The sequence below is a fragment of the Streptomyces sp. NPDC085927 genome, assembly GCF_044540975.1.
GTDB lineage: Bacteria > Actinomycetota > Actinomycetes > Streptomycetales > Streptomycetaceae > Streptomyces > Streptomyces hirsutus.
Map to the genome: position 1 here is coordinate 324,226 of NZ_JBITSN010000005.1, position 26,170 is coordinate 350,395.

At 71.5% G+C, this 26,170-nt stretch carries 22 protein-coding genes; 7 read left to right on the forward strand and 15 right to left on the reverse strand.

The window, feature by feature from the left end:
* Positions 1-118: 118 nt before the first annotated feature.
* From ACIF80_RS16050 to ACIF80_RS16090, 9 genes are all read right to left on the reverse strand, one after another.
* Positions 119-235, reverse strand: coding sequence for a DUF6893 family small protein (locus ACIF80_RS16050; RefSeq protein WP_374118310.1), 117 nt, complete (start codon positions 233-235; stop codon positions 119-121).
* Positions 232-819, reverse strand: a complete 588-nt coding sequence (locus ACIF80_RS16055; protein ID WP_399804691.1) for a hydrogenase maturation protease — start codon at positions 817-819, stop codon at positions 232-234. Before ACIF80_RS16055 ends, ACIF80_RS16050 begins: the two co-directional genes overlap by 4 nt.
* Complete coding sequence (locus ACIF80_RS16060; protein WP_399804693.1) at positions 816-2,300, reverse strand: hypothetical protein; 1,485 nt, start codon at positions 2,298-2,300, stop codon at positions 816-818. Before ACIF80_RS16060 ends, ACIF80_RS16055 begins: the two co-directional genes overlap by 4 nt.
* Positions 2,297-2,935, reverse strand: a complete 639-nt coding sequence (locus tag ACIF80_RS16065; RefSeq protein ID WP_399804696.1) for a DUF6084 family protein — start codon at positions 2,933-2,935, stop codon at positions 2,297-2,299. The genes ACIF80_RS16060 and ACIF80_RS16065 overlap by 4 nt, the downstream gene beginning before the upstream one ends.
* Positions 2,932-3,597, reverse strand: a complete 666-nt coding sequence (locus tag ACIF80_RS16070) for a DUF5947 family protein (RefSeq protein WP_399804698.1) — start codon at positions 3,595-3,597, stop codon at positions 2,932-2,934. The genes ACIF80_RS16065 and ACIF80_RS16070 overlap by 4 nt, the downstream gene beginning before the upstream one ends.
* Positions 3,594-4,166, reverse strand: a complete 573-nt coding sequence (locus ACIF80_RS16075; RefSeq protein ID WP_399804701.1) for a hypothetical protein — start codon at positions 4,164-4,166, stop codon at positions 3,594-3,596. Before ACIF80_RS16075 ends, ACIF80_RS16070 begins: the two co-directional genes overlap by 4 nt.
* A complete protein-coding gene (locus ACIF80_RS16080) occupies positions 4,163-5,944 on the reverse strand; it encodes a nickel-dependent hydrogenase large subunit (RefSeq protein ID WP_399804703.1) in 1,782 nt (593 codons plus the stop codon). Before ACIF80_RS16080 ends, ACIF80_RS16075 begins: the two co-directional genes overlap by 4 nt.
* Positions 5,945-6,026: 82 nt before the next feature.
* Positions 6,027-7,115 carry a hydrogenase expression protein HypE gene (locus ACIF80_RS16085; RefSeq protein WP_399804705.1) on the reverse strand — a complete coding sequence of 363 codons (1,089 nt, stop codon included), beginning with the start codon at positions 7,113-7,115 and terminating at the stop codon, positions 6,027-6,029.
* The gene (locus tag ACIF80_RS16090) at positions 7,087-8,886 is read right to left on the reverse strand and encodes a hydrogenase maturation protein (protein WP_399804708.1); all 1,800 of its coding nucleotides are present in this window, start codon (positions 8,884-8,886) and stop codon (positions 7,087-7,089) included. The genes ACIF80_RS16085 and ACIF80_RS16090 overlap by 29 nt, the downstream gene beginning before the upstream one ends.
* 290 nt (positions 8,887-9,176) lie before the next feature.
* Here ACIF80_RS16090 and ACIF80_RS16095 point away from each other — a divergent pair, with 290 nt between their 5' ends.
* Positions 9,177-9,560 (forward strand): hypothetical protein, encoded by a 384-nt coding sequence (locus ACIF80_RS16095; RefSeq protein WP_399804710.1) that lies wholly within the window; start codon positions 9,177-9,179, stop codon positions 9,558-9,560.
* 139 nt (positions 9,561-9,699) lie between these two features.
* Here the strand turns inward: ACIF80_RS16095 and ACIF80_RS16100 are convergent, their stop codons facing one another.
* Positions 9,700-14,007, reverse strand: a complete 4,308-nt coding sequence (locus ACIF80_RS16100; RefSeq protein WP_399804713.1) for a GH92 family glycosyl hydrolase — start codon at positions 14,005-14,007, stop codon at positions 9,700-9,702.
* A gap of 278 nt (positions 14,008-14,285) precedes the next feature.
* Here ACIF80_RS16100 and ACIF80_RS16105 point away from each other — a divergent pair, with 278 nt between their 5' ends.
* Positions 14,286-14,486 carry a type II toxin-antitoxin system VapB family antitoxin gene (locus ACIF80_RS16105; protein WP_399804716.1) on the forward strand — a complete coding sequence of 67 codons (201 nt, stop codon included), beginning with the start codon at positions 14,286-14,288 and terminating at the stop codon, positions 14,484-14,486.
* A gap of 78 nt (positions 14,487-14,564) precedes the next feature.
* Here the strand turns inward: ACIF80_RS16105 and ACIF80_RS16110 are convergent, their stop codons facing one another.
* The 5 genes from ACIF80_RS16110 to ACIF80_RS16130 all read right to left on the reverse strand — a co-directional run bounded on the left by ACIF80_RS16110 (position 14,565) and on the right by ACIF80_RS16130 (position 20,202).
* Positions 14,565-15,344, reverse strand: a complete 780-nt coding sequence (locus tag ACIF80_RS16110; RefSeq protein ID WP_399804719.1) for a YqjF family protein — start codon at positions 15,342-15,344, stop codon at positions 14,565-14,567.
* A 175-nt stretch (positions 15,345-15,519) separates the two neighbouring features.
* Positions 15,520-16,626: an aliphatic sulfonate ABC transporter substrate-binding protein gene (locus ACIF80_RS16115; RefSeq protein ID WP_399804722.1), complete on the reverse strand. Its 1,107-nt coding sequence runs from the start codon at positions 16,624-16,626 to the stop codon at positions 15,520-15,522.
* A gap of 555 nt (positions 16,627-17,181) precedes the next feature.
* Positions 17,182-17,640, reverse strand: a complete 459-nt coding sequence (locus ACIF80_RS16120; protein ID WP_399804725.1) for an RrF2 family transcriptional regulator — start codon at positions 17,638-17,640, stop codon at positions 17,182-17,184.
* 53 nt (positions 17,641-17,693) lie between these two features.
* Positions 17,694-18,953, reverse strand: coding sequence for an acyl-CoA dehydrogenase family protein (locus tag ACIF80_RS16125; RefSeq protein ID WP_399805285.1), 1,260 nt, complete (start codon positions 18,951-18,953; stop codon positions 17,694-17,696).
* 148 nt (positions 18,954-19,101) lie between these two features.
* Positions 19,102-20,202 carry an amino acid ABC transporter permease gene (locus ACIF80_RS16130; RefSeq protein ID WP_399804728.1) on the reverse strand — a complete coding sequence of 367 codons (1,101 nt, stop codon included), beginning with the start codon at positions 20,200-20,202 and terminating at the stop codon, positions 19,102-19,104.
* Between the two features lie 771 nt (positions 20,203-20,973).
* On the opposite strand from ACIF80_RS16130, the gene ACIF80_RS16135 reads away from it, so the two are divergent.
* The 5 genes from ACIF80_RS16135 to ACIF80_RS16155 all read left to right on the forward strand — a co-directional run bounded on the left by ACIF80_RS16135 (position 20,974) and on the right by ACIF80_RS16155 (position 26,032).
* Entirely contained in the window at positions 20,974-22,137 is a 1,164-nt protein-coding gene (locus ACIF80_RS16135) for an LLM class flavin-dependent oxidoreductase (protein WP_399804731.1), read from the forward strand.
* A gap of 14 nt (positions 22,138-22,151) precedes the next feature.
* Positions 22,152-23,111 carry an ABC transporter substrate-binding protein gene (locus ACIF80_RS16140; protein WP_399804733.1) on the forward strand — a complete coding sequence of 320 codons (960 nt, stop codon included), beginning with the start codon at positions 22,152-22,154 and terminating at the stop codon, positions 23,109-23,111.
* 21 nt (positions 23,112-23,132) lie between these two features.
* On the forward strand, positions 23,133-24,164 hold the full coding sequence (locus tag ACIF80_RS16145) for an amino acid ABC transporter permease (RefSeq protein WP_399804736.1): 1,032 nt from the start codon (positions 23,133-23,135) through the stop codon (positions 24,162-24,164).
* Entirely contained in the window at positions 24,161-24,961 is an 801-nt protein-coding gene (locus ACIF80_RS16150) for an amino acid ABC transporter ATP-binding protein (protein ID WP_399804738.1), read from the forward strand. The genes ACIF80_RS16145 and ACIF80_RS16150 overlap by 4 nt, the downstream gene beginning before the upstream one ends.
* A 90-nt stretch (positions 24,962-25,051) precedes the next feature.
* A complete protein-coding gene (locus tag ACIF80_RS16155; RefSeq protein ID WP_399804741.1) occupies positions 25,052-26,032 on the forward strand; it encodes an ABC transporter substrate-binding protein in 981 nt (326 codons plus the stop codon).
* Positions 26,033-26,170 lie beyond the last annotated feature (138 nt).

Sequence of the window (26,170 nt, forward strand, 5' to 3'; positions counted from 1 at the left end):
TCGCACCGCCCAGTAGTAGGGGGCTCGCACCGCCCGCCCGACCGGCACGCCGGGACGAGGCGGACGCATAGCTCTTTCGGGGCACGCCGGTTGGGCCGTCGAGCGGGCGTCCGGTGTGTCACATCCTGCGGATGCGCAGATAACGCCGGACGTCCGGCCAGACGTTCGCGACGAGCGCTGCCAGGGCCGCTGCGGTGACGGCGGCCGTGGCACCGCCGACGAGGCGCTTCTTCATGCTTGCTCTCCTGAGGACGGAAGGTGTTCTCGCCGGCCGGCGGGGCTCGGCCGTACGACGGGGTGTGCGGGCCGGACGACGGCTTCGTCCCGGATCAGTTCGCCGACCATGCGCACCGCCCCGGGCACGGCGTCGGCCACCCGCGGGCTGAGGCCGATGCCCTCCTCGACGGTCGCGGGTTCGCAGCCGACCACCAGGGTGCGCCGCGGCGGCACCGCTCCGGTGCCCGCGCACAGGGTGCCCAGCAGGGCCAGTACGGCATCGGGCGACATCCGGTGGCCGTCCAGGGCGACACCGTCCGGTGGCTGCCGGCCCGCGGGCTCCGTGGCGTCGATCAGGTACAGCGTCCCGGGTTCCCCTCCGCGTGCCGTCGCGTCGAGGAGGACGAGCGTGTCGTAGCCGTCGAGGAGCCGGTACGCCAGATGGACGCCGCGGATGCCGATGTCGGCGACTTCGACGCCCGCCGGGCACCCCTGTTCGGTCAGCCGACGGACGGCCTCCACCCCGAAGCCGTCGTCGCCGAGGAAGATGTTGCCCACCCCGGCGACCAGGGTGTGCGGACGGGCCGCCGGGCCGCTGGTCATGAGGTCTCCTCGCGGTCCACGACGTCGACCTCGTCGGGCTGGAAGTAGAGGTACCGGCCCTGTTCGCGGCGGATGTCGGCGCCGGGGTCGTCCTCGAGGGTGACCGCGATGTGCACGCCGCCGTCGACATCGTGCAGGACCGCCTCGACCAGGGCGCGCCGGCCGGCGACGAACAGGTCCTGGGCGTCGGAGTGGCGCAGCCCGGGCCGCAGCACGACGCGGCTGCCCGCCCGCACCTCCCGTCCCTCGACCAGGACGTGATCACGGGCGGGATCCACGGAGGCGTCCGCGCCCGGATCCCACCAGGGTGTGTCCTGCCGTACGAAGCCGTCCTCCCGGAAGACGCCGGACGCCCCGGCGCCGTCGCCGGACCCCGGCACGTCCGGCGTCGGTGACCGCGGCGCGGACACCCCGGGAGCCCCGGGCGTGGTGACCTCGCGCAGGCTCCGCACCGCGCCGTGCAGTCGCTCCAGCATCTCCGCCGGCATCGAGTCGGTGAGGTCGATCACCGCTACCGCCCGGTCGTCGGTGCCTCTGGCCTCGCGCTTCTCCTCGTCGGTGAGGGCGGCGGTGCGCAGCGCGAGGATCTCGTCGATCTCCGTGGCGTCGTACAGGGCGCCGGGACTCTCCGGGGCGATGGCCGGATGGTCCTCCAGGATGATCGGAGAGGAGAGCACCAGGTCACGGGAGCCCGGCTCACCGGCCGGTACGGGCCAGGTGTGCAGATTGCGGCAGGCCGCCGCGGCGCCCGTGGCCCACTGGGGCGGGTCCGCCAGCGACAGGAACTGCCCGGAGTCCAGATACAGCAGTGTGTGGGTGGCGACCAGGGAACGGGGCAGCGCCGCGTCACGGCCGGCACCGTCCTCGGGCAGCCAGCCGCTGGTGTTCTCCACGACCACCCGCAGCCGTTGCGTGGCGTACGGTCCGTCCAGCGGGCTCGCCGACAGGCGCAGGACTCCGTCGATCTCCTCACGGCGCCGCACCAGCCGTCCCACGACCGCTCCCGTGGCGTCCGTGACGGGCTCGGTCTCCTCGGCCGCCGGACGGGCGAAGGGCACGACGGTACCGGTCCTTGTCAGCTCGTCCACACCGACGACCAGGCGGACCCGCTCCTCACGGCCCTCGTCCCACGGCACCAGCACCCGGTCGTCCAGGGGCAGTTCGCGTACGGTCTCGAAACCGCCGTCCGGCAGGGCGCGCTGGACCGTGCGCCGCTGGGCGTGCAGGAAGCGCACCTCGACGGCGAGGGCCGCGCCCCGGCGGGGCTCCATCAGCAGTTCGGTCCGCTGGACGTCGTGCTCCGCGGCGACCGCCGTCCAGGACGGCGGCACGAGCACGCCGAACTGCCAGCGCAGCCGGTTCTTGGCCGCCGAGGCACGGTACGGGTAGAGCACGTACCCCTCGAACAGCACGGCGTCGGCGACGTGGCGTGCCACCGCCAGCCGGGCCTCGGCCCGGGGAGTGAACGTCGTCGTGGTCACGGCGTCCTCTCCCCGGCCGCGTGCAGCAGGTGCTCGACGGCCGCCTGCCACGAGGGCAGCGCCTGCCGCGACCGGTGGGCGAGCAGCGCGTCCATGGTGTCCCGGGGCAGACGGATCCAGCCCGATCCCGGGAAATGCTGCTCGACCATCTCCTGCCAGGTCTTCACCGGCATCCGGAACGTGGCCTCCCGGTCCCAGGGGACGGGCTCGACCTGAAAGCCGCCGGCTCCGGTGAAGGCCGTACCGGAGAACAGCATCAGCAGCGGGACCTCCCCCTCCTCCAGCGCGTGGAAGTAGCGGGAGGAGGCGATGTCCATGTCGTAGGTGCAGGGCACCACCAGATCGGTCTCCGTCTCGCCGGTGAACCCCTGCACCATCACGGGCACGTGGGCGAACTGCACGGGGTGGAGGCTGCTGCCCCAGCGGGACCGCTCCCCGAACAGGTCGGCCAGTGCCTCGGCCTCGGCGTCGCCGTAGCCCCGGCGCGAGGGCTCGATACGGATCTGGCAGCGCAGCGCCAGCGCGTGGACCCGGGTGCCCGGCGAGGCGGTGATGCGCAGCCGGAACACGAGCGTGGGGCCCGCGGCGTACGGGTCGGCGCGCACACCGGTGCACGCGAAGGTGAACCCGGTCACGACCGGCCACCCCCGAACTCCCCGGCCCGGCCCCGCACCCGGGCGAAGAAGGCGTCCAGGTCGGCCCGCGCCTCCGCGCCCCCGTCGAAGCCCTGCCACGTCAGTCGCATACGGCCCACCAGTTCGTAGCAGATGTCGATCGGCACCAGGTAGCACTCCACCCGCCCCTGGTGGCGGCGCAGCAGCAGTGCCTCCACGTCGGGTTCGAGGACTCCGGCCAGGGGCGAGCCGTCCAGGACGGACTGCCAGGAATCCGGCTCCAGTTCGCTCTCGGTCGCTCCGGCCGGGCTCGGATAGAGCGCGACCAGGCGGTCGAGTGCGGAGTTGCGGAAGAAGAAGACGACGCCGACGGGGATGCGCAGCCGCTCCCAGGTCTGCTCGTCGAAGCGGTGCCCCGGGTCGCTGAGGCAGCGGCCGGGAACCGTGCGGAAGCGGCCCGTCGGTGCGCCCGTACGGTCCAGGAGCTGGGCGCAGGGACCGCAGGCGCAGGCCAGCGCACGGTTCTCGACGTCCACGAGGTGCCGGTGACGCTCGTCGGGCAGCACCGCCGCGCACAGCTCGCAGCGTTCCTCGCGGGGCGGACGGGGCCCGGTGAAACGGAACAGGCCCCGGGGCGCGGAAGGCTGCCGGAGCCGTTCCGGTCCGGCCGGCAGCGCGCTCACGGCGCGGTGGTGGCCGGCGGCCGGCCGTTCGGGCCGGACGGGCCCGGCGGGCCCGCACCGATCTGGAGGAGGACCGGTTCGCGTTCCGTGTCCGCCTCCAGGACCACCGCGGTCACCTCCGGTGCGAAACAGGCGAGGACGTCCCGCGCCGCCTGCTCGACGGCCTCACGGGTGCCGCCGCAGCCGCCCGATCCGGTGAGCCGCAGCCGCAACCCGCCCGTGGCCGGGTCGAACCCGGCGCTCTCCACGGGATGCGGGACCGCGTTCAGCGCCCGCGTGATACGGGTGGGAACGTCGTCCGGGTGCAGCCGGTGCAGGACCAGGAGGCTCGCGACGAGTTCGTCACCGAGGAGGGCGTCCCATGCCTCCCGGGCCGGCCTGTCCGGATCACGTCCGAGCAGGTCCAGGAAACGGGCGAATCCGGCACCGTAGAACTCCATGAGGCCCCGCACGAGTTCCTCGGCGGCCTCGCACGCCGCGCGGTCGCCGGCGGCGGCGAGACGGTCGAGGATCTCCTCGACCGCCCGCCCGGCCGTCTCCGCGTCCGTCCCGCCTCGCGCCCCGCTCATCCGCCCAGACCGCTCAGGCCGGTGGGCACGTGCATCGACTTCACGGTCCTGCCGTCGCCGACGTACATGTGGACGCCGCACGGCAGACACGGGTCGAAGCTGCGCACGGCGCGCATGATGTCGATGCCCTTGAAGTTCTCGGGGGTGTTCTCCTCGAAGATCGGCGTGTTCTGCACCGCGTCCTCGTAGGGACCGGGGGTGCCGTAGGTGTCACGGGTGGACGCGTTCCACGGCGTCGGCGGGTACGGGTGGTAGTTGGCGATCTTCCCGTCCCGGATGACCATGTGGTGGGAGAGGACACCGCGCACCGCCTCGGTGAAGCCGACGCCGATGGACTCGTCCGGCACCTCGAACTTCTCCCAGGTCCGGGTGCGTCCGGCGCGCACCTCCTCGAGACCCTTCTCCGCGCAGTGCAGGGCGACGGCGGCGGCGTAGGCCTGGAAGTAGGTGCGGGCACGGTTGCGCTCCAGCGCGTTGCTCCACTGCGGGATCTTCCACTCGAAGGTGGTCTCCGGCTTGGTGAGCGTGCGGGGCAGGTTGATGACGACGCTGTGCCCGGTCGCCTTGACGTACCCGATGTCGACCAGCCCCGACAGGGCCGTGGACCACAGACGGGCGATGGGTCCGCCGCCCGTGTCGAGCGCCAGGTGGTCCTTGCCGTCGAACCAGCGGGGGGACATCACCCAGCTGTACTTGTCGTCGAAGTTCCGCTTCTGCGGTGCGGGGATGGTGTGCTGGTTCCACGGGTGGCGAGGGTCGACCGGATTGCCGAGCGGGTCGTGGGTGACGAACTGCTCCTTGCCCGCCCAGTCCTCGTAGTACGAACTGCCCAGCAGGATGCGGATGCCGAGGTTGATCTCGGTGAGGTCGTTGGTGACCAGCTTGCCGTCCACGATCACGCCGGGGGTGACGAACATGCGGCGCCCCCAGTCCGTCATGTTGGCGTAGGTGAAGTCGCAGTACTCGGGGTCGTTGAGCGCGCCCCAGCAGCCGAGCAGCACGCGCCGGCGGCCGACCTCCTCGTAGCCGGGCAGCGCCTCGTAGAAGAAGTCGAACAGGTCGTCGTGGAGCGGCACGACCCGCTTCATGAACTCGACGTAGCGCATGAGGCGGCTCATGTAGTCCGTGAACAGCTGGACCGAACCGATGGTGCCGACGCCGCCCGGGTACAGCGTGGAGGGGTGCACATGGCGGCCCTCCATGAGGCAGAACATCTCCCGCGTGTACCGGCTGACCTGCAGCGCCTCCCGGTAGAACTCGCCCTCCAGCGGGTTGAGCGAGCGCATGATGTCGGCGATGGTGCGGTAGCCGTGCTCGGCCGCGTGCGGCGCCTCGGTGCGCTCGGCGAGTTCGAGCACCCCCGGATTGGTCTCGCGGACCATCTTCTCGCAGTAGTCGACCCCCACCAGGTTCTCCTGGAAGATGTTGTGGTCGAACATGTACTCCGCGGACTCGCCGAGGTTGATGATCCACTCGCCGAGGTGCGGCGGCTTCACCCCGTACGCCATGTTCTGCGCGTACACCGAGCAGGTGGCGTGGTTGTCACCGCAGATGCCGCAGATACGGCTGGTGATGAAGTGGGCGTCGCGCGGATCCTTGCCGCGCATGAAGACGCTGTAGCCGCGGAAGACCGACGAGGTGCTGTAGCACTCGGCGACCCGCTTCTGCTTGAAGTCGATCTTCGTGTGGATGCCGAGACTGCCCACGATCCGGGTGATCGGGTCCCATGCCATCTCCACCAGGCCGGTGCCGTCACCGGTCGTCGTCGAGGTCGCCATTGTGTCGGTGCTGCCCTTCGGTCGGTCGGGTCGGTGAGCGGGTCTTCGCGTCAGGCGGGGCGGGGGAGCGGGGGAGGGGCGCTCACCACGGCGGCCGGTAGCCGGTGGTGATCTTCCGGCCCGTGTGCCGCCACTTTGGCTCCTTGTCCACGGTCTTCGCCGTGATGGTCCGCAGCTTGCGGACGACCGCCCCGTAGGCGCCGCTGGCGGTGCTGGAGAGCTTGGCGCCGGGGGGTTCGTCCATGAACGGCATGAACTTGTCGGGGAAGCCCGGCATGGTGCAGGCGATGCAGATGCCGCCCACGTTCGGGCAGCCGCCGATGCCGTTCATCCAGCCGCGCTTGGGCACGTTGCACTTCACGACGGGCCCCCAGCAGCCGATCTTCACCAGGCACTTGGGGGAGTCGTAGGAGGTTGCGAACTGCCCCTGCTCGTAGTAGCCGGCGCGGTCGCATCCCTCGTGCACGGTGGCCCCGAACAGCCAGGTCGGGCGGAGCTTGTCGTCCAGCGGGATCATCGGCGCGGACCCGGCGGCCTGGTAGAGCAGGTACGTGAGGGTCTCGGCGAAGTTGTCGGGCTGGATGGGGCAGCCCGGCACGCAGACGATCGGCAGCCCGGCCTTGGACTTCCAGTCCCAGCCCAGGTAGTCGGGCACCCCCATGGCGCCGGTCGGGTTCCCCGCCATGGCGTGGATGCCGCCGTAGGTCGCGCAGGTGCCGATGGCCACGACCGCCAGCGCCTTCGGGGCGAGCCGGTCGATCCATTCGCTGGTGGTGATGGGCTGGCCGGTCTCGGGATCGTCCCCGAAGCCGCACCAGTAGCCCTCCTTCTTGATCGCCTCGTTCGGGATGGATCCCTCGATCACGAGGACGAACGGGTCGATCTCGCCGCGCTCCCCCTTGAAGAACCATTCGATGAACGTGTCCGCGCCACCGACCGGTCCGCACTCGAAGTCGATGAGCGGCCAGTGCACGGCGATCTTCGGCAGTCCGGGCAGGGCGCCCAGAGCGATCTCCTCGATGCTGGGCTGCATGGCCGCCGTCAGGGCGACCGAGTCACCGTCGCAACTCAGCCCGGCGTTGATCCAGAGGATGTGGATCGGCTTCTCGTCCGTGCCGGCCGCGCTGGACGTCTCAGGCGCCTCACTGGTGGCCGGGGTTGCTGCGTTCATCAACGCCTCCTGGGGAGGAATTACGGCAGAGCCGGTTGACCGGCCGGGTTCCTTGCCAAGCGTCGACCCGCTCGCCCGCCTCCGCACGCGTGGCGGCCGGGCCGACAGGAGCCGATTCCTTGCGCACGAACGCCCGGCGCAGCGCGTGGTACGGCGCGTCGGGGTCGAAGAAAATTCTGCGCATGCGGGCGAGTTCCCGCGCGCGTACCGCGGCCAGAGGGGTGACGGCCTCCCGGCGCTCGTACTCCGCCTTCTTCGCGGCGAGGCGTGACTGCGCCCCCGGGGAACCCGCCCAGCGTTCGGCCAGCCGGGTGACCTCGGCGGTGAAACGGGCGGGAGGGCACTCGATCAGCCGGTCGGCCAGGCCGATGTCCCGGGCCGAGGCACCGCTGACCGGCAGCGCCTCCCGGGTCAGCCGCTCGGCCGTCGCGGCGCCGACCCGGCGCGGCAGGCTGTACGTCCAGTACTCGGATCCGTACAGGCCCATGCGCCGGTAGTGCGGGTTGAGCACGGAACCGGAGCGGCACCACACCTCGTCGGCGGCCAGCGCCAGCATGACGCCACCGGCGGCGGCGTTGCCACCGATCGCACCGACCACGAGGCGGTCGGTGGTGTTCAGGACGGCCTCGACGAGGTCGTCCATGGCGTTGATGTTGGCCCAGGACTCCGCGGCGGGGTCCGAGGCCGCCTCGATGACGCCGAGGTGGATGCCGTTGGAGAAGAAGTCGCGGGCGCCGCCGAGCACCAGCACGGCGGTGGGCCGGTCACAGGCCGCCCGGTAGGCCTCCAGCAGGCGTCGGCAGTGGCCGGTGGACATCGCTCCGCCGGGGAACGAGAAGGACAGCACTCCCACCGGCCCCTCCTCCCGGTAGCGGATGTCCGACCAGCCGGCGTCGTCCGCGCAGGGCAGTACGGGAGCGGGCAGGTCCGGCAGCCGCGGCAGCCGGCCGTCCAGGGCGTGGACCGCGGGCAGCTTGCAGGCCCTCGGCGCACCGGCACCGGTACGGGCCCGCAGTTCGGGAATCCAGACCGCGCCGTCCGCCGTGGCCCGGCAGATCGCGCCCGCCCGGGTCGCCAGCAGTTCGCCGGGCCGCCCGCGCAGGCCGCGCTCGGCGTGGCCGCCGTGCAGGAACCACTCCCCGCCGAGCAGCTCGTCCAGGACGCCGGGCTGGGAGTCGGCGGCGCGCAGCTTGCGCAGGACCGTCTCGGTCGCCTCGTCGGCCCACGCGATGCGGCGCGTCTCCTGGCGCATCGGAGGGCGGGTCCGGGCACCCGGCGTGCTCGGCAGGGTGCGCTGGTCGAGGGGGGCGCAGCTGCCGGACGCGAACCGCTCGACCGCCGTCAGCACCGCGTCGAGAGCCGCGTCGGACAGCTCGTTGCGGTACAGGTCGCTCTTGCCCACCCGGGGCACGGGGAAGGTCGCCGTGGCCCAGACGGGCCCCGCGTCCATCTCCTCCTCGGCCTGGAGGACGGTGACACCCCACTCCCGGGCGTCCTCGTGGACCGCCCAGTCCAGGGACGACGGTCCGCGGTCCCCGACGGGCCCGGGATGGACGATCAGACAGGTCCTGGCCGTCCACACCTCTCGCGGTACGACCGTCTTCAGCATGGGCGCCACGATCAGGTCGGGTTCGTGCCGGCCGACGGCGGCGACCACGTCCGGGCCCCGGGGCGTCACCTCCACGGCCACGGCGTGCCCGCGGCCGTGCAACTCGGCGTGCACGCGCTGAGTGAGACTGTTGTACGCGCTGGCGATGAGCAGGATGCGCATGACGACCCTTCCCGGGGTACCGCGGCCGTGACGGTGGGGCGACCGGCTGCCTGCGATCGTCGGCCATGGCGGGGCGCGAGCGTCGACATGAATCCCGCTTCTCACTCGACAGAGTGACCGCTCCCGCCACGTGGCAGACGGCCGCCGGGCTCGCCCGCGCTCACGCCGGGCCCACCTCCCGTGGGCCAGCCGATATGCCCGCGATGGGAGCAAGTGGGAGACTTTTACTGTCCTGGGCACTCAGGAGACGTGCCGCCTACGACTACGACAGCGGACAGGTGGGCCGAGACATGGCCAAGGAGCGCAAACCGTCGAAACCCTCCGGTGGCGGGGCAAGCCGTCACAAGGGGACCGAGCACCACGGCTGGTCCCCGGACGTCGACGAGACACGGCAGCAGGAGAACCCGAGCGCTCACCGGTCCTTCCACACGGAGGAGCACGCCCCCTCGCGCGGACCGGGACGCAAGCGCACCGAGGAGGAGCACACCTCGGTCCCCGGTGACGTCGTGCGCAGTGACGCCCGGCGCGGCGAGGAGTACGGCGCCGAGCAGGAGAAGGGCGTGCGGAGCACCGGGCGCCGGGGCCGCTCCGGGCGCCCCAGCGGCACGAAGGACGAGGACGCCTTCACCGGGGTCGACCCCGACGACTCCGACACCGGACACCGGCCGGGTTGACGGACGGCGGGCGCCCGGCCGCGGCGGGGCCGCGCGGCCGGCCCGTGCCCCCGGACCGGGTCCGGGGGCACGGGCCGGCGGTCTCGTCGGCCGTAGCCGGCCGCGGCGGCGCCTGCGTTCAGCGTCCGGCCGCCTGCGTTCAGCGTCCGGACGTCGGCGCGGGCGGCGCCGGTATCCCCTCCTCGGTCACGTACTTCGTGCCGTCGTCGTACTTGGTGACGGTGAACGAGTCCAGCACCTCGCCGACCTCCTTGTCGGTGGTCGACCGGTCGTCCCACTTGGCCGCGACGACGGCCTCGTAGTGGAGCCGGTCCTTCGTGACCCTGATCCCCTGGAACGTGGAGGTGTGACCGGCGCGGACCACCTGCGTCGCACCGTTGCGGGTCCACACGTTGTCGTCCTCGGGGGCGAGTTCGTAGTACTTCGGCCCCGAGACGGCCACCGTGTAGACGGGCCCGGTCGTCACGCCGGGCATGCCGGTGGCGTCCTCGTCGGCGAACCCGCGGGCGTACACGTGGTCGTGGCCCATCAGCACCAGGTCGATGCCGCTGCTCCGGAACACGGGGAGCCAGGCGTCGCGCACCGCCTTCTCGTCGCGGCCCTCGGCACCGGAGAAGACCGGCTGGTGGAAGACCGCCACCGCCCACTTGCCCGGATTGTCCTCGACGGCCGCGTCCAGCCAGCGGCCCTGCAGGTCCAGCCAGAGCTTCTCGGGGTCGGGGCAGTTCTCCGTGCACGCCGGCAGGTCGTCCGGGGTCATCAGCCGGCGCGCGTCACCCGTGCCGGCGTTGAGGGAGAGGAACCGCACCCCCTGGTAGTCGGTGTAGTACGCGGTCTCGGCGAGGGCTTCGGCCATGTGCGCCTCGTACGCCGCCCGCTGCCGTTCGGCGGGGCTGTTGTCACGGGCCGGGGTGCCGCCCGGACCGTTGCCCGGGTACTCGAACGTCGACTTCCACTTCTTCAGGAAGGTGTCGCCCGCGTACTCGTGGTTGCCGGGCGCGGCGATGACGTTGGTCGTCCGGCTGTAGCCGTCCATCGCGCCGAACCAGTCGCGCCACTCGCTGTCGTTGCCCGAGGTGTTGACCAGGTCGCCGGCGTTGACACTGCCCACGGCGTCCGGGTAGCGGTCGTAGGCCTGCTTCACCACCGGCGCCCACTTCGAGGACAGCTCGTTCTGCGCGTCGCCGAAGTAGAGGAAGGTGAACTCCTCGCCCGCGGGACGCGCCGTGGTGAACCGGTGGGCGGGGCTGAACCGGTCGCCCGTGCCCACCCGGTACTCGTACTCGGTGCCGGGTGACAGGCCGTCGAGGACCGCGGAGTGCGTCCGCACCTGCTCGCCGCCGGCGGACAGCTCCTCGTTGGCGCGGGCCCGGACGGTCCGCCACTGTTCGCCGCCGGCCTCGCGGACCCGCACCTCGCCGGAGGTGAGGGCGGCGGCCGTGCTCCAGGTGACGGCCTGCGAGTTCTCCGGCTTCTCGGTCGGCGTCAGGACGATGCGCTCCGGAGCCGAACCGGGAACCTCCAGGTCCGGCTTGTCGGTGAGCGCGACGTCGAACACGTGCATGACACCACGGTCGCTGCCCTGCGGCAGCACGACGGCGGCGACCCGCTTCGCCGGATCCAGCAGCCGGGGCCGCGTGGCGAAGACCTTGGTCTCCACGGTGTCGGCACCACCCGAGGCCCGGTTGCGTCCCGTGGTGGTCACCAGGGGCTCGTTGCCGAACTGGTGGTTCGTCCCCGGCGTCCAGTCGGTGAACTGCACCGGCACCGACTGCGTGGAGCCGTCGGTGTACTCGACGACCGCGGTGCCCTGCGCCGGCCCGTTGGTGGCCAGACCGAGGAAGGAGACACCGGTGGCCGCGACGCCGCCCAGCCCGATGCGCTGGCCGTGCGGAATCCAGTTGTCGGGCTGCCCGGGCCCGGTGTCGGGCCAGGTGAACTCGACGCCCGTGTCGCCGAGCGGCAGTGTGGCCCCCGGCGCGGCCCCGGCCGCGGCCAGCCGCTCCCGTGACAGCGAGTTGTCGCTCAGGTCCAGCGAACCGAGGGTGCCCCGGCCGTCCGGGGTGATGCCGATGTTGTTCCGGGCGTCGGAGCCGTCCGTGTACGACGGGGGGACGTCGGCGGCGCCGGTGCCCCAGGTGCCGGGCGTCCGGGCCATGCGGAAGTCGAGCGTGCCGCCCTCGCGGGTGAAGCGCTCGTCGATCCAGGACCGGGTGGTGGACCGGCCGTTCACCTTCAGCGACGTCACGTAACGCGCCTCGTCGCCACCGGGCGACTTCAGCGTGATCCTCCGCCTGCTGTCGGCGCTGTCGAGGGTGACCCGGTCGAACATGGGCCCGCTGACGACCAGTTCGGAGGTGCCCGGGACGGCGGGGAAGAGACCGATGCCGGCCCAGACGTACCAGCTGCTCAGCGAGCCGAGGTCGTCGTTGCCCGGCAGGCCCCGCTCGGTGGTGTCGTACATCTCGTCCACGGCCCGCCGCAGCACGTCCGCCGTACGGTGCGGCCGCCGCAGCCAGTTGTAGACGAACGGCATCGTGAAGCTGGGCTGGTTGCTCAGATAGGCACCGGAGGTGTTGTACACGCCCGCGTCGAGAACGCGGGTGTGGTCGTCCAGGGCCTTGGTGGCGGCCTCGATGCCGCCGCGCTTCTCGATGAGCCCGCCCACGTTGTGCGGCACCATCCAGCCGTACTGGTAGCCGGTGGCCTGCTCGAACTGGTTGCCCCGCTCACCCAGGTCGAAGCCGCGGTCGAATCCCGTCCGCTCCCGGGGCCGGATGTGGTCACTGGCGTCGTCGAAGACGTTCTGCCAGTTCTGCGCCCGCGCCATGTAGCGGTCGTACGTCCCCCGGTCGCCGAGGCGCTCCGCGAGCCGGGCGATGCCGAAGTCGTCGACGGCGTACTCGAGCGTCTTCGACGTCGCGGAGTCGCCCTTGCGGTTCTCGATGAAACCGGCCGCCGCGTACTGGTAGGCGTGCCGGCGCAGCGTCGAGTCGGCGGGCAGGTCCTGCGTGGACTTCATCAGGCCGAGCGCGGCCCGCCGGTCGTAGTCGGTGGAGCCGAACGCGTCGATGGAGGCGACGACGGACTGCAGCGAGTCGCCGCTCATCTTCTGCTGCGCCTGGTTGAGGTGCGGCCAGTTGGGCCAGTTGCCGGTCTGGCGCACCATGTCGGTGATCGACTGGTTGATGTCGCTGCCGACCTTCGGGAACAGCAGGGCGATCAGCTGGGCCTGGCTGCGGTAGATGTCCCAGCCCGCGTAGGTGACGTAGTGGTGACGGCCCTTGGCGACGCGGCGCACCTTGCCGTCGTAGCCCCGGTACTGCCCGTTCACGTCGTCGAAGACGTTCGGGTGCAGCAGCGCGTGGTAGAGCGCGGTGTAGAACTTCACCCGTTCCTCACGGCTGCCACCGGCGGCGTCGACCGTGCCCAGTGCGTCCCGCCACACCCGCGCGGACTGCGCGCGTACCTGGTCGAAGCCCTTGCCGCGGGTCTCGGCCGCCGCGTTGTGGGCCGCGTTCGCGACGCTGACGTAGCTGAGGCCGGTCTTCGCGGTGACCTTCGCCCCGCGGTCGAAGACGAGGTAGGCGCCCGCCCCGTGCTTGGTGTCACCACCGGAGGCGCTGTCCGCGCCCGGCCGGGTCTCGGGGCCCTGCCAGGTGCCGTGGGCCTTCACGGGCCGGTCGAACGTGGTCGAGAAGTACGCCCGGTAGCGTCCGCCCTCGTCGCACACCGAGGCGGTCTCCACCCACCCGCTGACGGTCCTGCCCTCGACGTTCACCTCGCTGCCGAAGACCCGGTTGTTGGAACCGGCCACGTCGAACAGCAGCGTCGAGGAACCCTCGGAGGGGAAGTCGTACCGGCTCACCGCGGTGCGCGTGGTGGCGGTCAGTTCGGTCTCCACACCGTTGGCGAGATCCACCGAGTAGTAGCCGGGGTCCGCCTTCTCACCGTCGTGGTCGAAACCCAGGTAGTAGTCGGTGATCGACCCGGCAGGGCTGGACGGCAGGGAACCGTCGGGGAGTTCGCCGGTGTAGGGCAGCACCGGGAAGTCGAAGCCGCTGTACCGGCCTTCGCAGCCCGTTCCGGAGAGCCGGGTCATGCCGAAGCCGCGGATCCTGTCAGCGGTGTACTCGTAGCCCCCCTTCTGGTCGCCGTCCGAGGAGCGGTAGGTGGTGGGGGAGGACTGCACCATGCCGAACGGCACCGTGGCTCCCGGCCAGGTGTTCCCGTACGCGCTGTTCCCCTTGTTCTGCGTGGGGTCCAGCCCGGTGCCGATGAACGGGTCGACGGCGTCGAACGCGGCGACCTCACGGCTCTGGGAGGCGGCGGCACCGGACGCGGGAACCAGCCCGGTCACGAGCGTGCCCAGGGCCACAAGGGCGGCCAGGAGTCTGCGGCGCCCCGGCGGGGGCGACGGTGGATGCGGCCTGTCGGACTTCCACATGACGGGGGATGCCTCTGCTCTCGGTGGATGTGACAACGTTGTCCGTGTGGTTTCCGAGGCCACTGCGGATCGCGTGCCTACAGTTCAACTCCCGCAGTGCGCAGGAGGGAAGCCCCCGGGAAAGACCGGATGAACACCGGGAGAAGTGGCGCGTGCATGCCCCGGAGAGCGGGGGAGTCGCCCAGGGGTTCACGCGTCCGCGCGAACGGAGACGAGGCCCGCCTTGTAGAGTTCGGTGATCCGGGCCGCGCAGCGCCCGACGCCGTCAGGAGAGCGCCATGGCCAAGGTCACCGTCACACTCGACGCCGAACTCGTCGTGGAAGTCATGGTTCTGGCCGGAGTGGGGTCGCCCCAGGACGCCGTCGAGGTCGTGGTGCGGGACTACATCGCCCGCGGTCACCGTACGGAGGCACGCGCCGGACTCACGGACCAGAACCTGCGCGAGACGGACGCCAAGCCGCAGGAGCCGCAGGGCTGAGCCCGGATGCGGGCCCCGGACAGGGGCCCGCACCACCGGAACTCCTCGCAGCGCGCCGGGCTTCGGCCCGTCGACAGGTCAAGGGGTCCGGATGCCCGCCGGGCGGGCGGGGCGTCCGAAGCGGGCGGGGACGCCCGGCGAGTAGAGGACGCTCACGGGGCCGCCCACCGGCTTCGGCAGGCCCGCCGCCGTCACCAGGTCCTCCTCGCACTCGACCGCCTCGGCGCGGTGCAGGGACCAGCGGGGATGGGCGTTGGGCAGGTACATCGACCGGCCGAAGAAGGCGCCGTGCAGGCCCCAGCGGGCGGTCAGGAAGTGCTCCAGCCCGGTGGGTTCCCCGATCCGCTCGCCGACCCGCACGGTGATGCGGCTGCGGGCACCGCGGGGGCCGGGCCAGCGCCGGGAGCTGGTGTACGTGACGGTGTCGCCGCTGTGCCGGACGGTCATGCGGGACCAGAGGTAGGGCATCCGGAAGCCGGCCCGGGCGACCGCCACGGGCAGCAGCCGGGAGGCGTCCAGGGAGAGGAACACCACGCCCCGGCGCCCGTGTTCGTCCACCGAGTAGAGGCGGACGTTGGTCTCGGGGAAGGTGCCGAGGTAGGGGATGCCGGGGAGGCGCAGCCATCCGACCCGGTGCATCCGGAAGGCGACCAGCCCCACGTAGGTGACGCCGTCCAGGGTGTCGGGCACGGTGCCGGGCGGCAGCAGAGGAGCCACGTCGGCCGGGTCCACGGCCCAGTGGAGGAAGGTCAGGTCGAGCCACGACTGGGTGAGCAGCGGACGTGCGATCGCCTTGGGCGGGTCGGCGGTGATGGGTTCCGGGGGCCCCAGGGGCGGGGGCGGCGGGGTCGACGGCATCACAGCAGTATCTCAACCGCTCCGGGAAGGGCACGCTGTCGGGGCCTCAAGCCGTACGACCGACATGCGACGTACGACGACCGACGTAAGACGTACGTCGGTCGGCGCACGCGGGAGCGGCGGCCGTCGCCACGGCCGCCGCTCCCGCGGACTCGCCCGGGTCGGGGCGTGGGCGCTACTTCACGCCGAGACCCGCGTCGTCCACCTCTTCCTTGTTCTCGGTCTTGAGCACCTTGTTCAGCGGTGCCAGGTCATAGATGCCGTCCAGGGTGGGCTGCTTCAGCAGACCGGCCTTCACCGCGTGCTGCGCCTGCGAGTCGAGCGTGGAGGCCAGCGGGTCGTCGAGGAAGGTGATGGACTCCCAGGCCGGGTCGAGGACGTTCTCCGGCAGGGCCTTGCCGGACAGTTCCTCGAGGGCCTTGTTCGCGGACGCCTTGGCCTTGTCGGGGTTGGCCTTGATCCAGTCGTTGGTCTTCACCGAGCCGCGCAGCACGGCCTCGACGACGTCTGGGTGCTCCTCGAGGAACTTCTGCGACACGATGATGTTCGTGATCACGAACTTCTTGTCGGGCCACAGGTCGGCCTCGTCGAGCAGCACCTCGGCGCCCTCCGCGACCAGCCTGGACGCCGTCGGCTCCGGCACCCAGGCACCGTCGATCGAGCCGGACCTGTAGGCGTCGGGCGCCACCTTGTTGTCGGTGCGGACGACGGAGACGTCGCCCTTTCCGCTCTGCGCGTTGACCTTCCAGCCCTTCTCCGCGATCCAGTTGAGGAACGCGACGTCCTGGGTGTTGCCGAGCTGCGGGGTCGCGATCTTCTTGCCCTTGAGGTCGTCCTCGGACTTGATCCTGTCCGGGTTCACCACCAGCTTCACGCCGCCGGAGGCGGAACCGCTGATGATGCGCAGGTTCTTGCCCTGGGACTTGGTGAATCCGTTGATGGAGGGGGAGGGGCCGATCCAGCCGATGTCGATGGAACCGGCGTTCAGCGCCTCGATCTCGGACGGTCCGGCGTTGAAGGTCGCCGACTTGATCCTGGTGGCGCCGAGTTCCTTCTGCAGCAGGCCCTCCTCGATGCCCACCAGCGCGTTGGCGTGGGTGAGGTTCGGGAAGTAGCCGAGCTTCACCTCGTCGACGGACAGCTTCTCGGCGTCCGCCGCGACCTCGGACTGCTTGCCGTCGTCGGTGGACTCGGAGCCGTAGCCGCACGCGGTGAGCAGGAGGGGCAGCGTCGCGGTGACGGCGATGGCGCGCAGGAGGGTGTGCGGTCTGGCGGCAGACACGGAGGTGTCCTTTCGGGGATGGGTGAGGAGACGAAACGGCAGGGTGCGTTCCGGCGGGCCCGCCGGAACGCACCGATGGGTGCGCCGGGCGCCGGGCCCCCGCTCACGGCCGGGCGGGACGTACGGCGCGGACGGACGAGGGGACCGGCGGACGGGGCCGGGGCGGGCGGGGCGGGGCGGTGAGCTGCGCGGAGCCCGCGCGCCCCGTGAGCGGGCCGCCTCGGACGTGCCGGGAGGCGGACGGTCCGCTGGGACGGACCGTCCGGAGTCCGACGGCCCGCGGTCGGGCTGCCCGGAGGGGGACTACCGGGGTGCGGAGCGACGACAGATGGCGCTCGACGTGCGGCCGAAGTCGATGTGGCGGCGCGAGGTGAGGCGGGGCAGCAGGCGAGCCGCACGGTCGAGCGTACGCATGGCCACGGCCACCCCCTGATCCCTAGTTTTCCTACCTGGTTGATAGGGATCGTGGCAGAAGACGACGCCCACCCCAAGGGGGTGTTCATATGATGGATGGACTCATCTCGCAATCTGATACGCGGCTGGTCGGCCGGTCCCTCAGGGGTTCACCCAGGCGTCCGGGGCGTCGGTCAACGCCGCGACATCGGCGGGCAGTTCGGCCGCGGCGACATCGGCCAGCGACACCCCTTCGAGGATCTCGCGCACATTGGACCGCAGCGCGATCCACAGGGGCAGCAGCGACTGGGCCGGCCCGGAGTAGGACAGGTCGGGCGGGCGGACCCCGCGCACCGAGACCAGCGGCCCGTCCACGACACGGATGACATCGGCGATGCTGATGGACTCGGCCGGCCTGGCGAGCCGGTACCCGCCGTTGCCGCCGCGCTGGCTGAGGACGAGACCGCCCCGGCGCATGTCGTTCAGAATGCCTTCGAGGAACTTGTGCGGAATGTCCTGGGCGTCGGCGATGGCCTCGGTCTTGAGGGGAGCGTCGTCCCGTGAGGCGGCGAGCTGCAGCGCGGCCCGCACCGCGTAGTCCGCCCTGGCTGAGATCCGCATGTCCGTAGTATCCCGCACGCCGCGGCCGGTGTCCGGCGCGGGCCCCCGGATGATCAGGCCGGCAGGACGAACGGCGGATACGCGCCGTTGAGGAAGTAGTCGCCGACGTCGCGCAGCCGGTGCGAGACCGGCTCGTACAGGGTGTGGGCCCTGGCGTTGCGCCAGAACCGGTCGAAGCCCAGCCGCGCGGACATGGAACGGGCGCCGATGATGTCGAGGGCGCGGGACGTGGACTCCTGCGCGGCCCTGGAAGCGGCGGCTTCCGCCATCGCCACGAGGACCGAGATCTCCGCGTACTCGGCGTAGGCGAGCCCTTCCCCGCGCTCCAGCCCCGTCAGTACGGCGTCCACCGCCTGGTCCGTGAGCGCGGCCGCGGAACGGGTGAGGACGGTGAGTTCCCCGAACGCGGTGAGCGTCTGCGGATCCCGGGGCGGTTCGGCGGGCCAGGCGGGATGCCAGGGCCACTGCCCCGACCTGCTGTACTCACGGGCCTCGGCGAGCACGCCCTCGGCCAGACCGAGCCGGAGCTGCACGGAGAGGAGGCGGCTGACCGGGGACGCCAGCGCCGTCAGGGGCGAGAGGACGTCCTCGTCCGCGGACAGCGAGCCGAGGACGTCGTCGGCGGTGACCGGCACGGCGTCGAACTCCATGGACCCGCCGGCCGCCAGCCGCTGGCCGAAGGTGTCCGCGTCCCCGTCGACACCCACGCCGGGCAGAGTCGGATCGACCGTGACGGCCAGTGGTTCACCGGTGTCGGCCCGGACGGCGCGCACGGCGAGCCGGTCGGCGACCAGGACCCCGGCGGCGAAGCTCTGCCGGCCGTCCAGCACCTGCCCGCCGGCCTTCCCGGTCAGCGTCAGCGGGGGCTCCTGGTGGGCGAAACCGCCGCCCCAGCACCACTGCTCCGCCGCCGACCGCCGCTCGATCCGCGCGGCACGGGCCGGATCGGTGAAGAACCGGGCGCTCCACGACAGGAAGTAGTGCGAACCGAGCAGTTGGCCGATCGCGCCGTCGGCCGCGGCTATCTCCCGGACGACGGCGTAGGCCGTACGCCAGTCTGCCCCTCCGCCGCCGAACCGGGCCGGCACCAGCAGGGCCAGCAGTCCCGCCTCGCGCAGCCGGGACACCTCGTCGACGGGAGCCTTGCCCGCCTGTTCCCTGGCCGCCGCGTCGGTGGCCAGGTCGTCCGCCGTCTCACGGGCGACGCGCAGCCAGTGCGCACGGTCCGGCCCGGTCCGGTCGGAGTCCTGCCGTCCGAAGGGGCGCCGGTCGGGGTCCTGGACGGGGCTGGACGGTGCGGGGGCAACGCCCATGACGGTGGTCTCCTCGAGGTCGGCCGCTCGGCGCGGCGCGGGCACGCGGTGCGGAACCTGGATTCCGCTCCTCATCCTGTGCACCCGCGCCGGGCCCCGTCAACACTTCCCTAGTAAATCGATAGGGAAAGTGGGGAAGGGAGGTCGGTTATCGGTCACGACGGTCCTCGGGCGCGCTCCGGGCGTCCGGTGCCGTCGCCGTGACCAGGCGGGTCCGCAGCGTGGCCGCCCGTTCGTTGAGCCTCTGCAGCGGCGTGGGCGGCAGCGCGCGGGCAGAACCGCGCGCGTAGTGGCGCTCGACGTAGAACTGCCCCGTGCTGAGCACGGTGGTGACGGCGACGTACCAGAGGGTGGCGACCATCAGCAGCGGGATGATCTGGTACGTCTGGTTGTAGACCAGCTGCACCGAGTACAGCAGGTCGTGCACGGCCAGCACGCTGACGATGCTCGTGCCCTTCAGGGTGCCGATCAGCATGTTCCCCGCGGTCGGCACGATCGAGCGCATCGCCTGCGGAACGACGATCCTGCGCAGCACGCGCCGCCGCGGGATGCCGAGCGCCTGGGCGGCCTCCGTCTGGCCGGCGTCCACGGACAGGATGCCGCCGCGTACCACCTCGGTGGCGTACGCCGCCTCGTGCAGGGTCAGGCCGATGACGGCGGTGAGGGTGGGACCGAGCAGGTTCACCGTTTCGACGGTGGCGAACTGGGGCCCGAAGGGAATCCCCAGGCCGAGCCTCGGGTACAGAGCGCCGATGTTGAACCAGAACAGCAGCTGCACCAGCAGGGGAGTGGACCGGAAGATCCACACGTAGCCCCAGCTCAGTGTGCGCAGCACCGGGTTGGCGGAAAGCCGCATCACGGCGAGGGGCGTGCCGAGCAGAAAGCCGAGCACCATCACCACACCGGTCAGCCACAGGGTGAGCAGCAGCCCGTCGAGCACGGCGGAGGTGGTGAAGTAGCGGCCGACCACGTCCCACTGGAAGGCACGGTTGCGGGCGACGGAGTTGACCGCCATCGCGAACAGCAGCAGCGCGACAGCGGCGGCCACCAGCCGGCCGGCGTTCCGGCGCGGCACGATCCGCGGCAGCGCGTCACCGCACCCCGGGGCTGTCTCCCCGCCGTCCGCCTCGGCGGCTTCCACAGCCGGGACGGCCGTGGCGGAGACGGTGGAAACGCCGGAGAAAGGCCCGGAGGGGGACTTGGGGGAGGAATCGGGGGAGGAGTCGGTGGTGTCCGAGGACGAGACCATCAGAAGGCTCTCCAGGTGAGGGAGGCACGGGCGCCGGTGGCCGCCCGGCGGCACATGGACGCGGCTCCCGCGTGAACGGGCGCGCCTACGGCGTGCGTCCGCCCGCGCAGTGGCAACCGGTGTCGTCGTGCTCGGCACTGACCGTGTCCCTCAACACGGCCCGCCGATCGTAGGTGCCCAACGCCCGCTCATGTCAACCGTGTTCGGCAGCAGAACGGCGGCGGTCCGGTATCCGGGCGGCAGTTGACGAGAAGCGCGATGTACTGCTCAATGGGTCGCATGAACGCCGCGCAGCACTTGGTGACTCGCGACCACATCGACTTCGGTCGTGTGTGGTCCGCCCAGTGTTGCGCCTGACGCGGCAGCGGGCCGTCCGGCCGGCCCATCCCTTCCTCGGCACCCCCGTCGTGGGGCCGGACCCCCTCCTGCGCGGAACCGCCGTGAGCGGGCGTCGGGAACACCCGACTCTCCACCCCGAGTTCGGGGACGGCCGGTCCCGCCGGACCTGACACGCGCTGCCGCCGCCCCGTTCCCCCAGCCCCGGCTCATGCCCCCGGCGTCGTCACACCTGCTCGGCCCACCCCGGCACCCGGCGCACCGGAGCGCCGCCGAGCCCGGCTGCGCGAAAGGCGGCCGTCCCGCCCGGGGTTCCGTGCGCTCCTCCCTGCCGGCCCTGCTGCTCCCTGCCGACTTCCTACCGCCCCGAGCCGCCCCGGCACCGCTTCCGGGCCGGCCGGCGGCGTCCCAGAACTCGAGGAAAGGCCCTCTCCCATGCCCGTGGAGTTCCTTGGCATCGCGGCCACCAACAACGGCACCGAGACGACACCGCGCTCCGGCGCGGCCTTCGACAAGGAGTACACCCTCCGGCTGGCCCGTGCGCACGAGGACCACGGCTGGGACCGGGTCCTGTTCGCCTACGCCGCCGGAGCGCCGGACCCCGCACCGGCCGCCGCCTACATCGCGAGCAGGCTGGACCGTCTGCAGATCCTCCTCGCCCACCGGCCCAACGTCTCCTACCCGACCTTCGCGGCGAAGACCTTCGCCACCCTCGACCGGATCAGCGACGGCCGGCTGACCGTGCACTTCATCACCGGCGGCAACGATCACGAACAGGGCCGGGAGGGCGACACCCTCACCAAGGACGAGCGGTACGCCCGCACCCGCGAGTACATCCGGATCGTCAAGAAGATCTGGACGACCCACGAACCCTTCGACCACGAGGGCGACCACTACCGCTTCCACGACTTCGTCAGCGAGGTCTTCCCGGTCCAGCAGCCCCGGCCGAACGTGTCGTTCGGCGGCTCGTCACCCGCCGCGTACGTCGCGGGCGGTGCCGAGGCCGACATCTACTGCCTCTGGGGCGAACCCCTGGCCAGGACCGCCGAGCAGATCCAGGCGGTGAAGGACGCCGCACGGGCCGCCGGCCGCACCGACGTCCCGCGCATCCAGGTGGCGTTCCGCCCGATCATCGCGCCGACCGAGGAACTGGCCTGGGAGAAGGCCCACCGCACGGTCGGTGCCATCAGGGAACAGGGCAGGGCGCGACTCGCGCGGCGTCACCGCTCCCTGGGCCCGCACGCCGTGCCCCAGAACACCGGCTCGCAGCGGCTCATCGCCATCGCCGAGGCGGGCGAGCGCTACGACCGCGCCCTGTGGACCCCGACGGCCGCCGCCACCGGGGGAGCGGGCAACTCCAACGCCCTGGTGGGCACCCCGGAGACGGTGGCCCAGGCGCTGCTCGACTACTACGACCTGGGCGTCGACATCCTGTCCGCCCGTGGCTACGCCCTGCTCGACGACGCGATCGACTTCGGCCGGTACGTGATCCCGCTCGTCCGCGAGGAGGTCGCCAAACGCGACGCCGAACGCGACGCCGAACGCGCGACCGGCCGGGCGGCCGGCGTCCCGGCCGCACCCGCGGCCGCGAACGGATGAAAGGCCCTGGACCTGTGAACCGTCGCACGAGCAGAACCCGCCTGCGCCTCGCTGCCACCGCCCTCACGCTGCTGCCCGTACTGGCGCTGACCGCCTGTGGATCCGGCGAGCCCTCCGGTACCGCGGCGGCGGGCACCCAGGTGTCCGCCGCGCCGTCCGACAACCCGGTGGCCGCCGTGCGCACGGTGGAGTCCGCCGCCGCCCTGCTGCCCGCCGACGTCAGGGCGTCCGGCACGCTGCGCGTCGGCAGTTCGATCGGTTTCCCGCCCGGCGCGTACTATCCCGACGGCTCGGACAAGCCGCCCGCCGGCCAGGACATCGACATCGCCGACGCGGTGGCGAAGGTCCTCGGCATCGAACTACAGCGGCAGGACGCTTCGTTCGAGACGATCCTGCCCGCCCTCGGCAGTGGCAAGTACGACGTCGGCACCGGCAACTTCGGCGTGACCGGCGAGCGCCTGAAGACCGTCGACTTCGTCACCTACATCAACGACGGCCAGGGCTTCGCCGTGGCCAAGGGCGACAAGGCCCTCGGGAAGCGGGTCACCGACCTCCTCCAGCTGTGCGGGCTGACCATCGGCACCGGCGCCGGCACCACCTTCGAGGCGACCCTCGCCGCACGGAAGGACCAGTGTGCCGAGGTAGGCCGGAAGCCGTACGACGTGAAGGTCTACGCGGAGAACGCGGCGACGCTCACCGCGCTCCAGCAGGGCCGTATCGACGTGATCATGTCGACGATCAACGGCCTGCGTTACCAGGCGGCCCAGCCCGCGTCGCGGACCACGTTCCTCGGTGAGTTCCACCGGCTCGACGTCGGCTTCGCCTTCAAGAAGGGCTCCCCGCTCACCAAGGCGTTCCAGGCAGCCGTCAACGAGTTGATCGGGAACGGAACTTACGCCCGGATCCTCAAGAAGTGGGGCACCGACGCCTCCGCGATCGGGACCTCGCGGATCAACCCGCCCGAACACACCTGACGAGTGAGCAGGAACGCCACGATGGGACTTCCCACCGAATCCACCGCCGCACCGCCCGGCGCGTCCTCCCCGGGCCGCGGCCGCCCCTCGGCCGCACCCGCCCCGGACGGTCCGGGCTCGTTGAAGGTCGTCCCCGCACGCCACTACGCCCGGTGGGCCGCGAGCGTCGCCGTGGCCGTCCTGGTCGCGCAGTTCGTGCACGGGATGGCCACCAATCCCGTCTGGGAATGGGCCGTCTTCGGTGACTACGTCCTCTCGGAGACGATCGTCCAGGCGGTGTGGGTCACCCTCCAACTCACCGCGTATGCCACGGTGCTGGGCTTCCTCCTGGGTACCGTCATCGCCTTCATGCGGCTGTCCCGCAGCCCGCTGCTGCAGACCGTCGCCTGGACCTACATCTGGATCTTCCGGTCGATCCCGATGATCGTCCAGCTGGTGTTCTGGTTCAACCTCAGCGCTCTGTACAAGGAGTTGGGCATCGGTGTCCCCTTCGGTCCGGTGTTCTGGTCCGTCGACAGCAACAGCCTGATCGGCACCATCGGGGCCGCCGTCATCGGGTTGACACTGCATCAGGCCGCCTACGCCGCCGAGATCGTCCGCGGGGGAGTCGTCTCCGTCGACCCGGGACAGCTGGAGGCCGCGGCCGCCCTGGGCATCCCGCGGCTGCGCCAGATCCGGCGGATCGTGCTGCCGCAGGCGATGCGCGCCATCCTGCCCACGGCCGGCAACGAGATCATCGGCCTGCTCAAGGGCACCTCGGTCGTCTACGTCATGTCCATCGGCGAGCTGTTCTACCAGGTACAGGTGATCTACGGCCGCAACGGCCGGGTGATCCCCCTGCTGCTGGTCGCCACCGCCTGGTACGTGGTGCTGACCTCGCTGCTGTCGGTCGCGCAGTACTACGTGGAGCGGCACTACGCGCGGGGCGCCGACCGCACTCCGCCGCCCACCCCGCTCCAGCGCGTCCGCCGCCGGCTCCGCACCCTGCGCGCGGCCGCGGCACAGCGCGAACAGCCCGTCGTACCACTGAAGCCCCTGGGAGGCAGCCGATGAGCGCGGTGACGAGCGAGCCGACGAGCCCGGTGACGCGCCAGGTCATGGTGGACGTCCACGGCGTCCACAAGAGCTTCGGCCCGCTGGAGGTGCTGCGCGGCGTCGACCTCCAGGTCCGCACGGGCGAGGTCACCGTGATCCTCGGCCCGTCCGGCTCCGGGAAGTCCACGCTCCTGCGCACCATCAACCATCTGGAGAAGGTCGGCCAGGGCTGGATCGCCATCGACGGCGAACTCATCGGCTACCGCCGCTCGGGCGGAAAGCTGTACGAGCTGAAGGAGAAGGACGTCCTCAAGCAGCGCACCGGCATCGGGTTCGTCTTCCAGAACTTCAACCTCTTCCCGCACCTGACCGTGCTGGAGAACCTCGTCGAGGCGCCGGTCTCCGCGCTGCGCCGCCCGCGCAGGGAGGCCGAGGCGACGGCCCGGCGGCTGCTCGCGCGGGTCGGGCTCGACGACAGGGCCGGCACCTATCCGCGGCAGCTGTCCGGCGGCCAGCAGCAACGGGTGGCCATCGCCCGCGCGCTCGCCCTCGAACCGAAGGTGCTGCTGTTCGACGAGCCCACCTCTGCGCTCGACCCGGAACTCGTCGGCGAGGTCCTCGACGTCATCAAGGACCTGGCCCGCACCGGGACCACCATGATCGTCGTGACCCACGAGATCGGCTTCGCCCGCGAGGTCGCCGACACCGTGGTGTTCATGGACGGCGGAGTCGTCGTGGAACAGGGGCCGCCCGCGGCCGTGCTGGACGCTCCGCGGCACGACCGCACCCGGGCCTTCCTCTCCAAGGTCCTCTGACCCGCCGCCTTCCTGCTCCCCCTCTCCCTTCCTCGTCCCCACCTTCCCCTTCGCCTTCTCCTCCCCGTCCCGCACCCAAGGAGTACGCCCATGACCACCTCGCCCGTCCGCCGCACCGCCGCCGCGCTGGGACTCACCGCCGTCCTCGGTCTCGCCGCCTGCGGCAACCCCTCGGACGGCGGGACCACCGAGGTGAAGCAGACGTCCGGCGCCCTCACGAAGATCAACCTGAGCCCGGACCAGAACCGCGTCACCACCCAAAAGGTGGACTCCATCGCCGCACAGGTGCCGGAGGAGATCCGTGGCAGAGGCACGCTGGAGGTCGTCAACTCCTCCGGCTCCGCGGCGCCGTTGACCTTCCACGCCACCGACAACAAGACCGTCATCGGCGTCGAGCCGGACATCGCCTCGCTGGTCGCCGACGTCCTCGGCCTCGAACTGCGGCTGAACCCCGTCTCCTGGGAGAACATCTTCGTCGGCCTGGACAGCGCCAAGTACGACGTCGGCTTCAGCAACATCACCGTCACCGAGGAACGCAAGGAGAAGTACGACTTCGCCACCTACCGCGAGGACAACCTGGCCTTCGAGGCGAAGAAGAACAGCGGCCTGAAGATCACCGGGGCCGAGGACGTGGCGGGCAGGGCCGTCGCCGTGAGCAGCGGCACCAACCAGGAGAAGCTGCTGGTCGAGTGGAGCAAGGACAACGAGAAGGCCGGCCGGGAGCCGGTGGACATCAAGTACTACCAGAACGACAGCGACATGCATCTCGCGCTCCAGTCGGGCCGCATCGACCTCTACCTCGGCCCCAGTCCGACCTCCGCCTACTACGCGGCCACCACCGGAAAGACCGAGGTCGTCGGCTCGTACTCCGGCGGCGGCGCCACCCTCCAGGGCCTCATCGCGGCCACCACGAAGAAGGACAGCGGCCTGGTCGACGCGCTCGCCGGCGCGATCGACGAGATCATCGACAACGGTACGTACGCCGAGGTGCTGGAGCGCTGGGGGCTGACCGACGAGGCGGTGACCGACTCCGAGATCAACCCGGCCGGCCTGCCCACCACCAACAAGTAGGCGCCGGACGGGCACCCGGGCGTACTCCGTGCTCCCCGGCACCCCCGGGTGCCCGGCTCGGGGCGAGCCGCAGGGTGTCGTGGTCACCCTGTGGACACCTCTTGACGCGGAGCGCGGCCGGCTCGACACTCGATGAAG

Bases quoted from the DNA above. Each gene is read 5' to 3' on its own strand.
- ACIF80_RS16075 (WP_399804701.1), bottom strand. From the start codon at position 4,166: ATGAGCGGGGCGCGAGGCGGGACGGACGCGGAGACGGCCGGGCGGGCG.
- ACIF80_RS16050 (WP_374118310.1), bottom strand. From the start codon at position 235: ATGAAGAAGCGCCTCGTCGGCGGTGCCACGGCCGCCGTCACCGCAGCG.
- ACIF80_RS16120 (WP_399804725.1), bottom strand. From the start codon at position 17,640: ATGCGGATCTCAGCCAGGGCGGACTACGCGGTGCGGGCCGCGCTGCAG.
- ACIF80_RS16135 (WP_399804731.1), top strand. From the start codon at position 20,974: ATGCCCGTGGAGTTCCTTGGCATCGCGGCCACCAACAACGGCACCGAG.
- ACIF80_RS16095 (WP_399804710.1), top strand. From the start codon at position 9,177: ATGGCCAAGGAGCGCAAACCGTCGAAACCCTCCGGTGGCGGGGCAAGC.
- ACIF80_RS16155 (WP_399804741.1), top strand. From the start codon at position 25,052: ATGACCACCTCGCCCGTCCGCCGCACCGCCGCCGCGCTGGGACTCACC.
- ACIF80_RS16055 (WP_399804691.1), bottom strand. From the start codon at position 819: ATGACCAGCGGCCCGGCGGCCCGTCCGCACACCCTGGTCGCCGGGGTG.
- ACIF80_RS16145 (WP_399804736.1), top strand. From the start codon at position 23,133: ATGGGACTTCCCACCGAATCCACCGCCGCACCGCCCGGCGCGTCCTCC.
- ACIF80_RS16130 (WP_399804728.1), bottom strand. From the start codon at position 20,202: ATGGTCTCGTCCTCGGACACCACCGACTCCTCCCCCGATTCCTCCCCC.
- ACIF80_RS16085 (WP_399804705.1), bottom strand. From the start codon at position 7,115: ATGAACGCAGCAACCCCGGCCACCAGTGAGGCGCCTGAGACGTCCAGC.
- ACIF80_RS16150 (WP_399804738.1), top strand. From the start codon at position 24,161: ATGAGCGCGGTGACGAGCGAGCCGACGAGCCCGGTGACGCGCCAGGTC.
- ACIF80_RS16125 (WP_399805285.1), bottom strand. From the start codon at position 18,953: ATGGGCGTTGCCCCCGCACCGTCCAGCCCCGTCCAGGACCCCGACCGG.
- ACIF80_RS16105 (WP_399804716.1), top strand. From the start codon at position 14,286: ATGGCCAAGGTCACCGTCACACTCGACGCCGAACTCGTCGTGGAAGTC.
- ACIF80_RS16090 (WP_399804708.1), bottom strand. From the start codon at position 8,886: ATGCGCATCCTGCTCATCGCCAGCGCGTACAACAGTCTCACTCAGCGC.
- ACIF80_RS16110 (WP_399804719.1), bottom strand. From the start codon at position 15,344: ATGCCGTCGACCCCGCCGCCCCCGCCCCTGGGGCCCCCGGAACCCATC.
- ACIF80_RS16080 (WP_399804703.1), bottom strand. From the start codon at position 5,944: ATGGCGACCTCGACGACGACCGGTGACGGCACCGGCCTGGTGGAGATG.
- ACIF80_RS16100 (WP_399804713.1), bottom strand. From the start codon at position 14,007: ATGTGGAAGTCCGACAGGCCGCATCCACCGTCGCCCCCGCCGGGGCGC.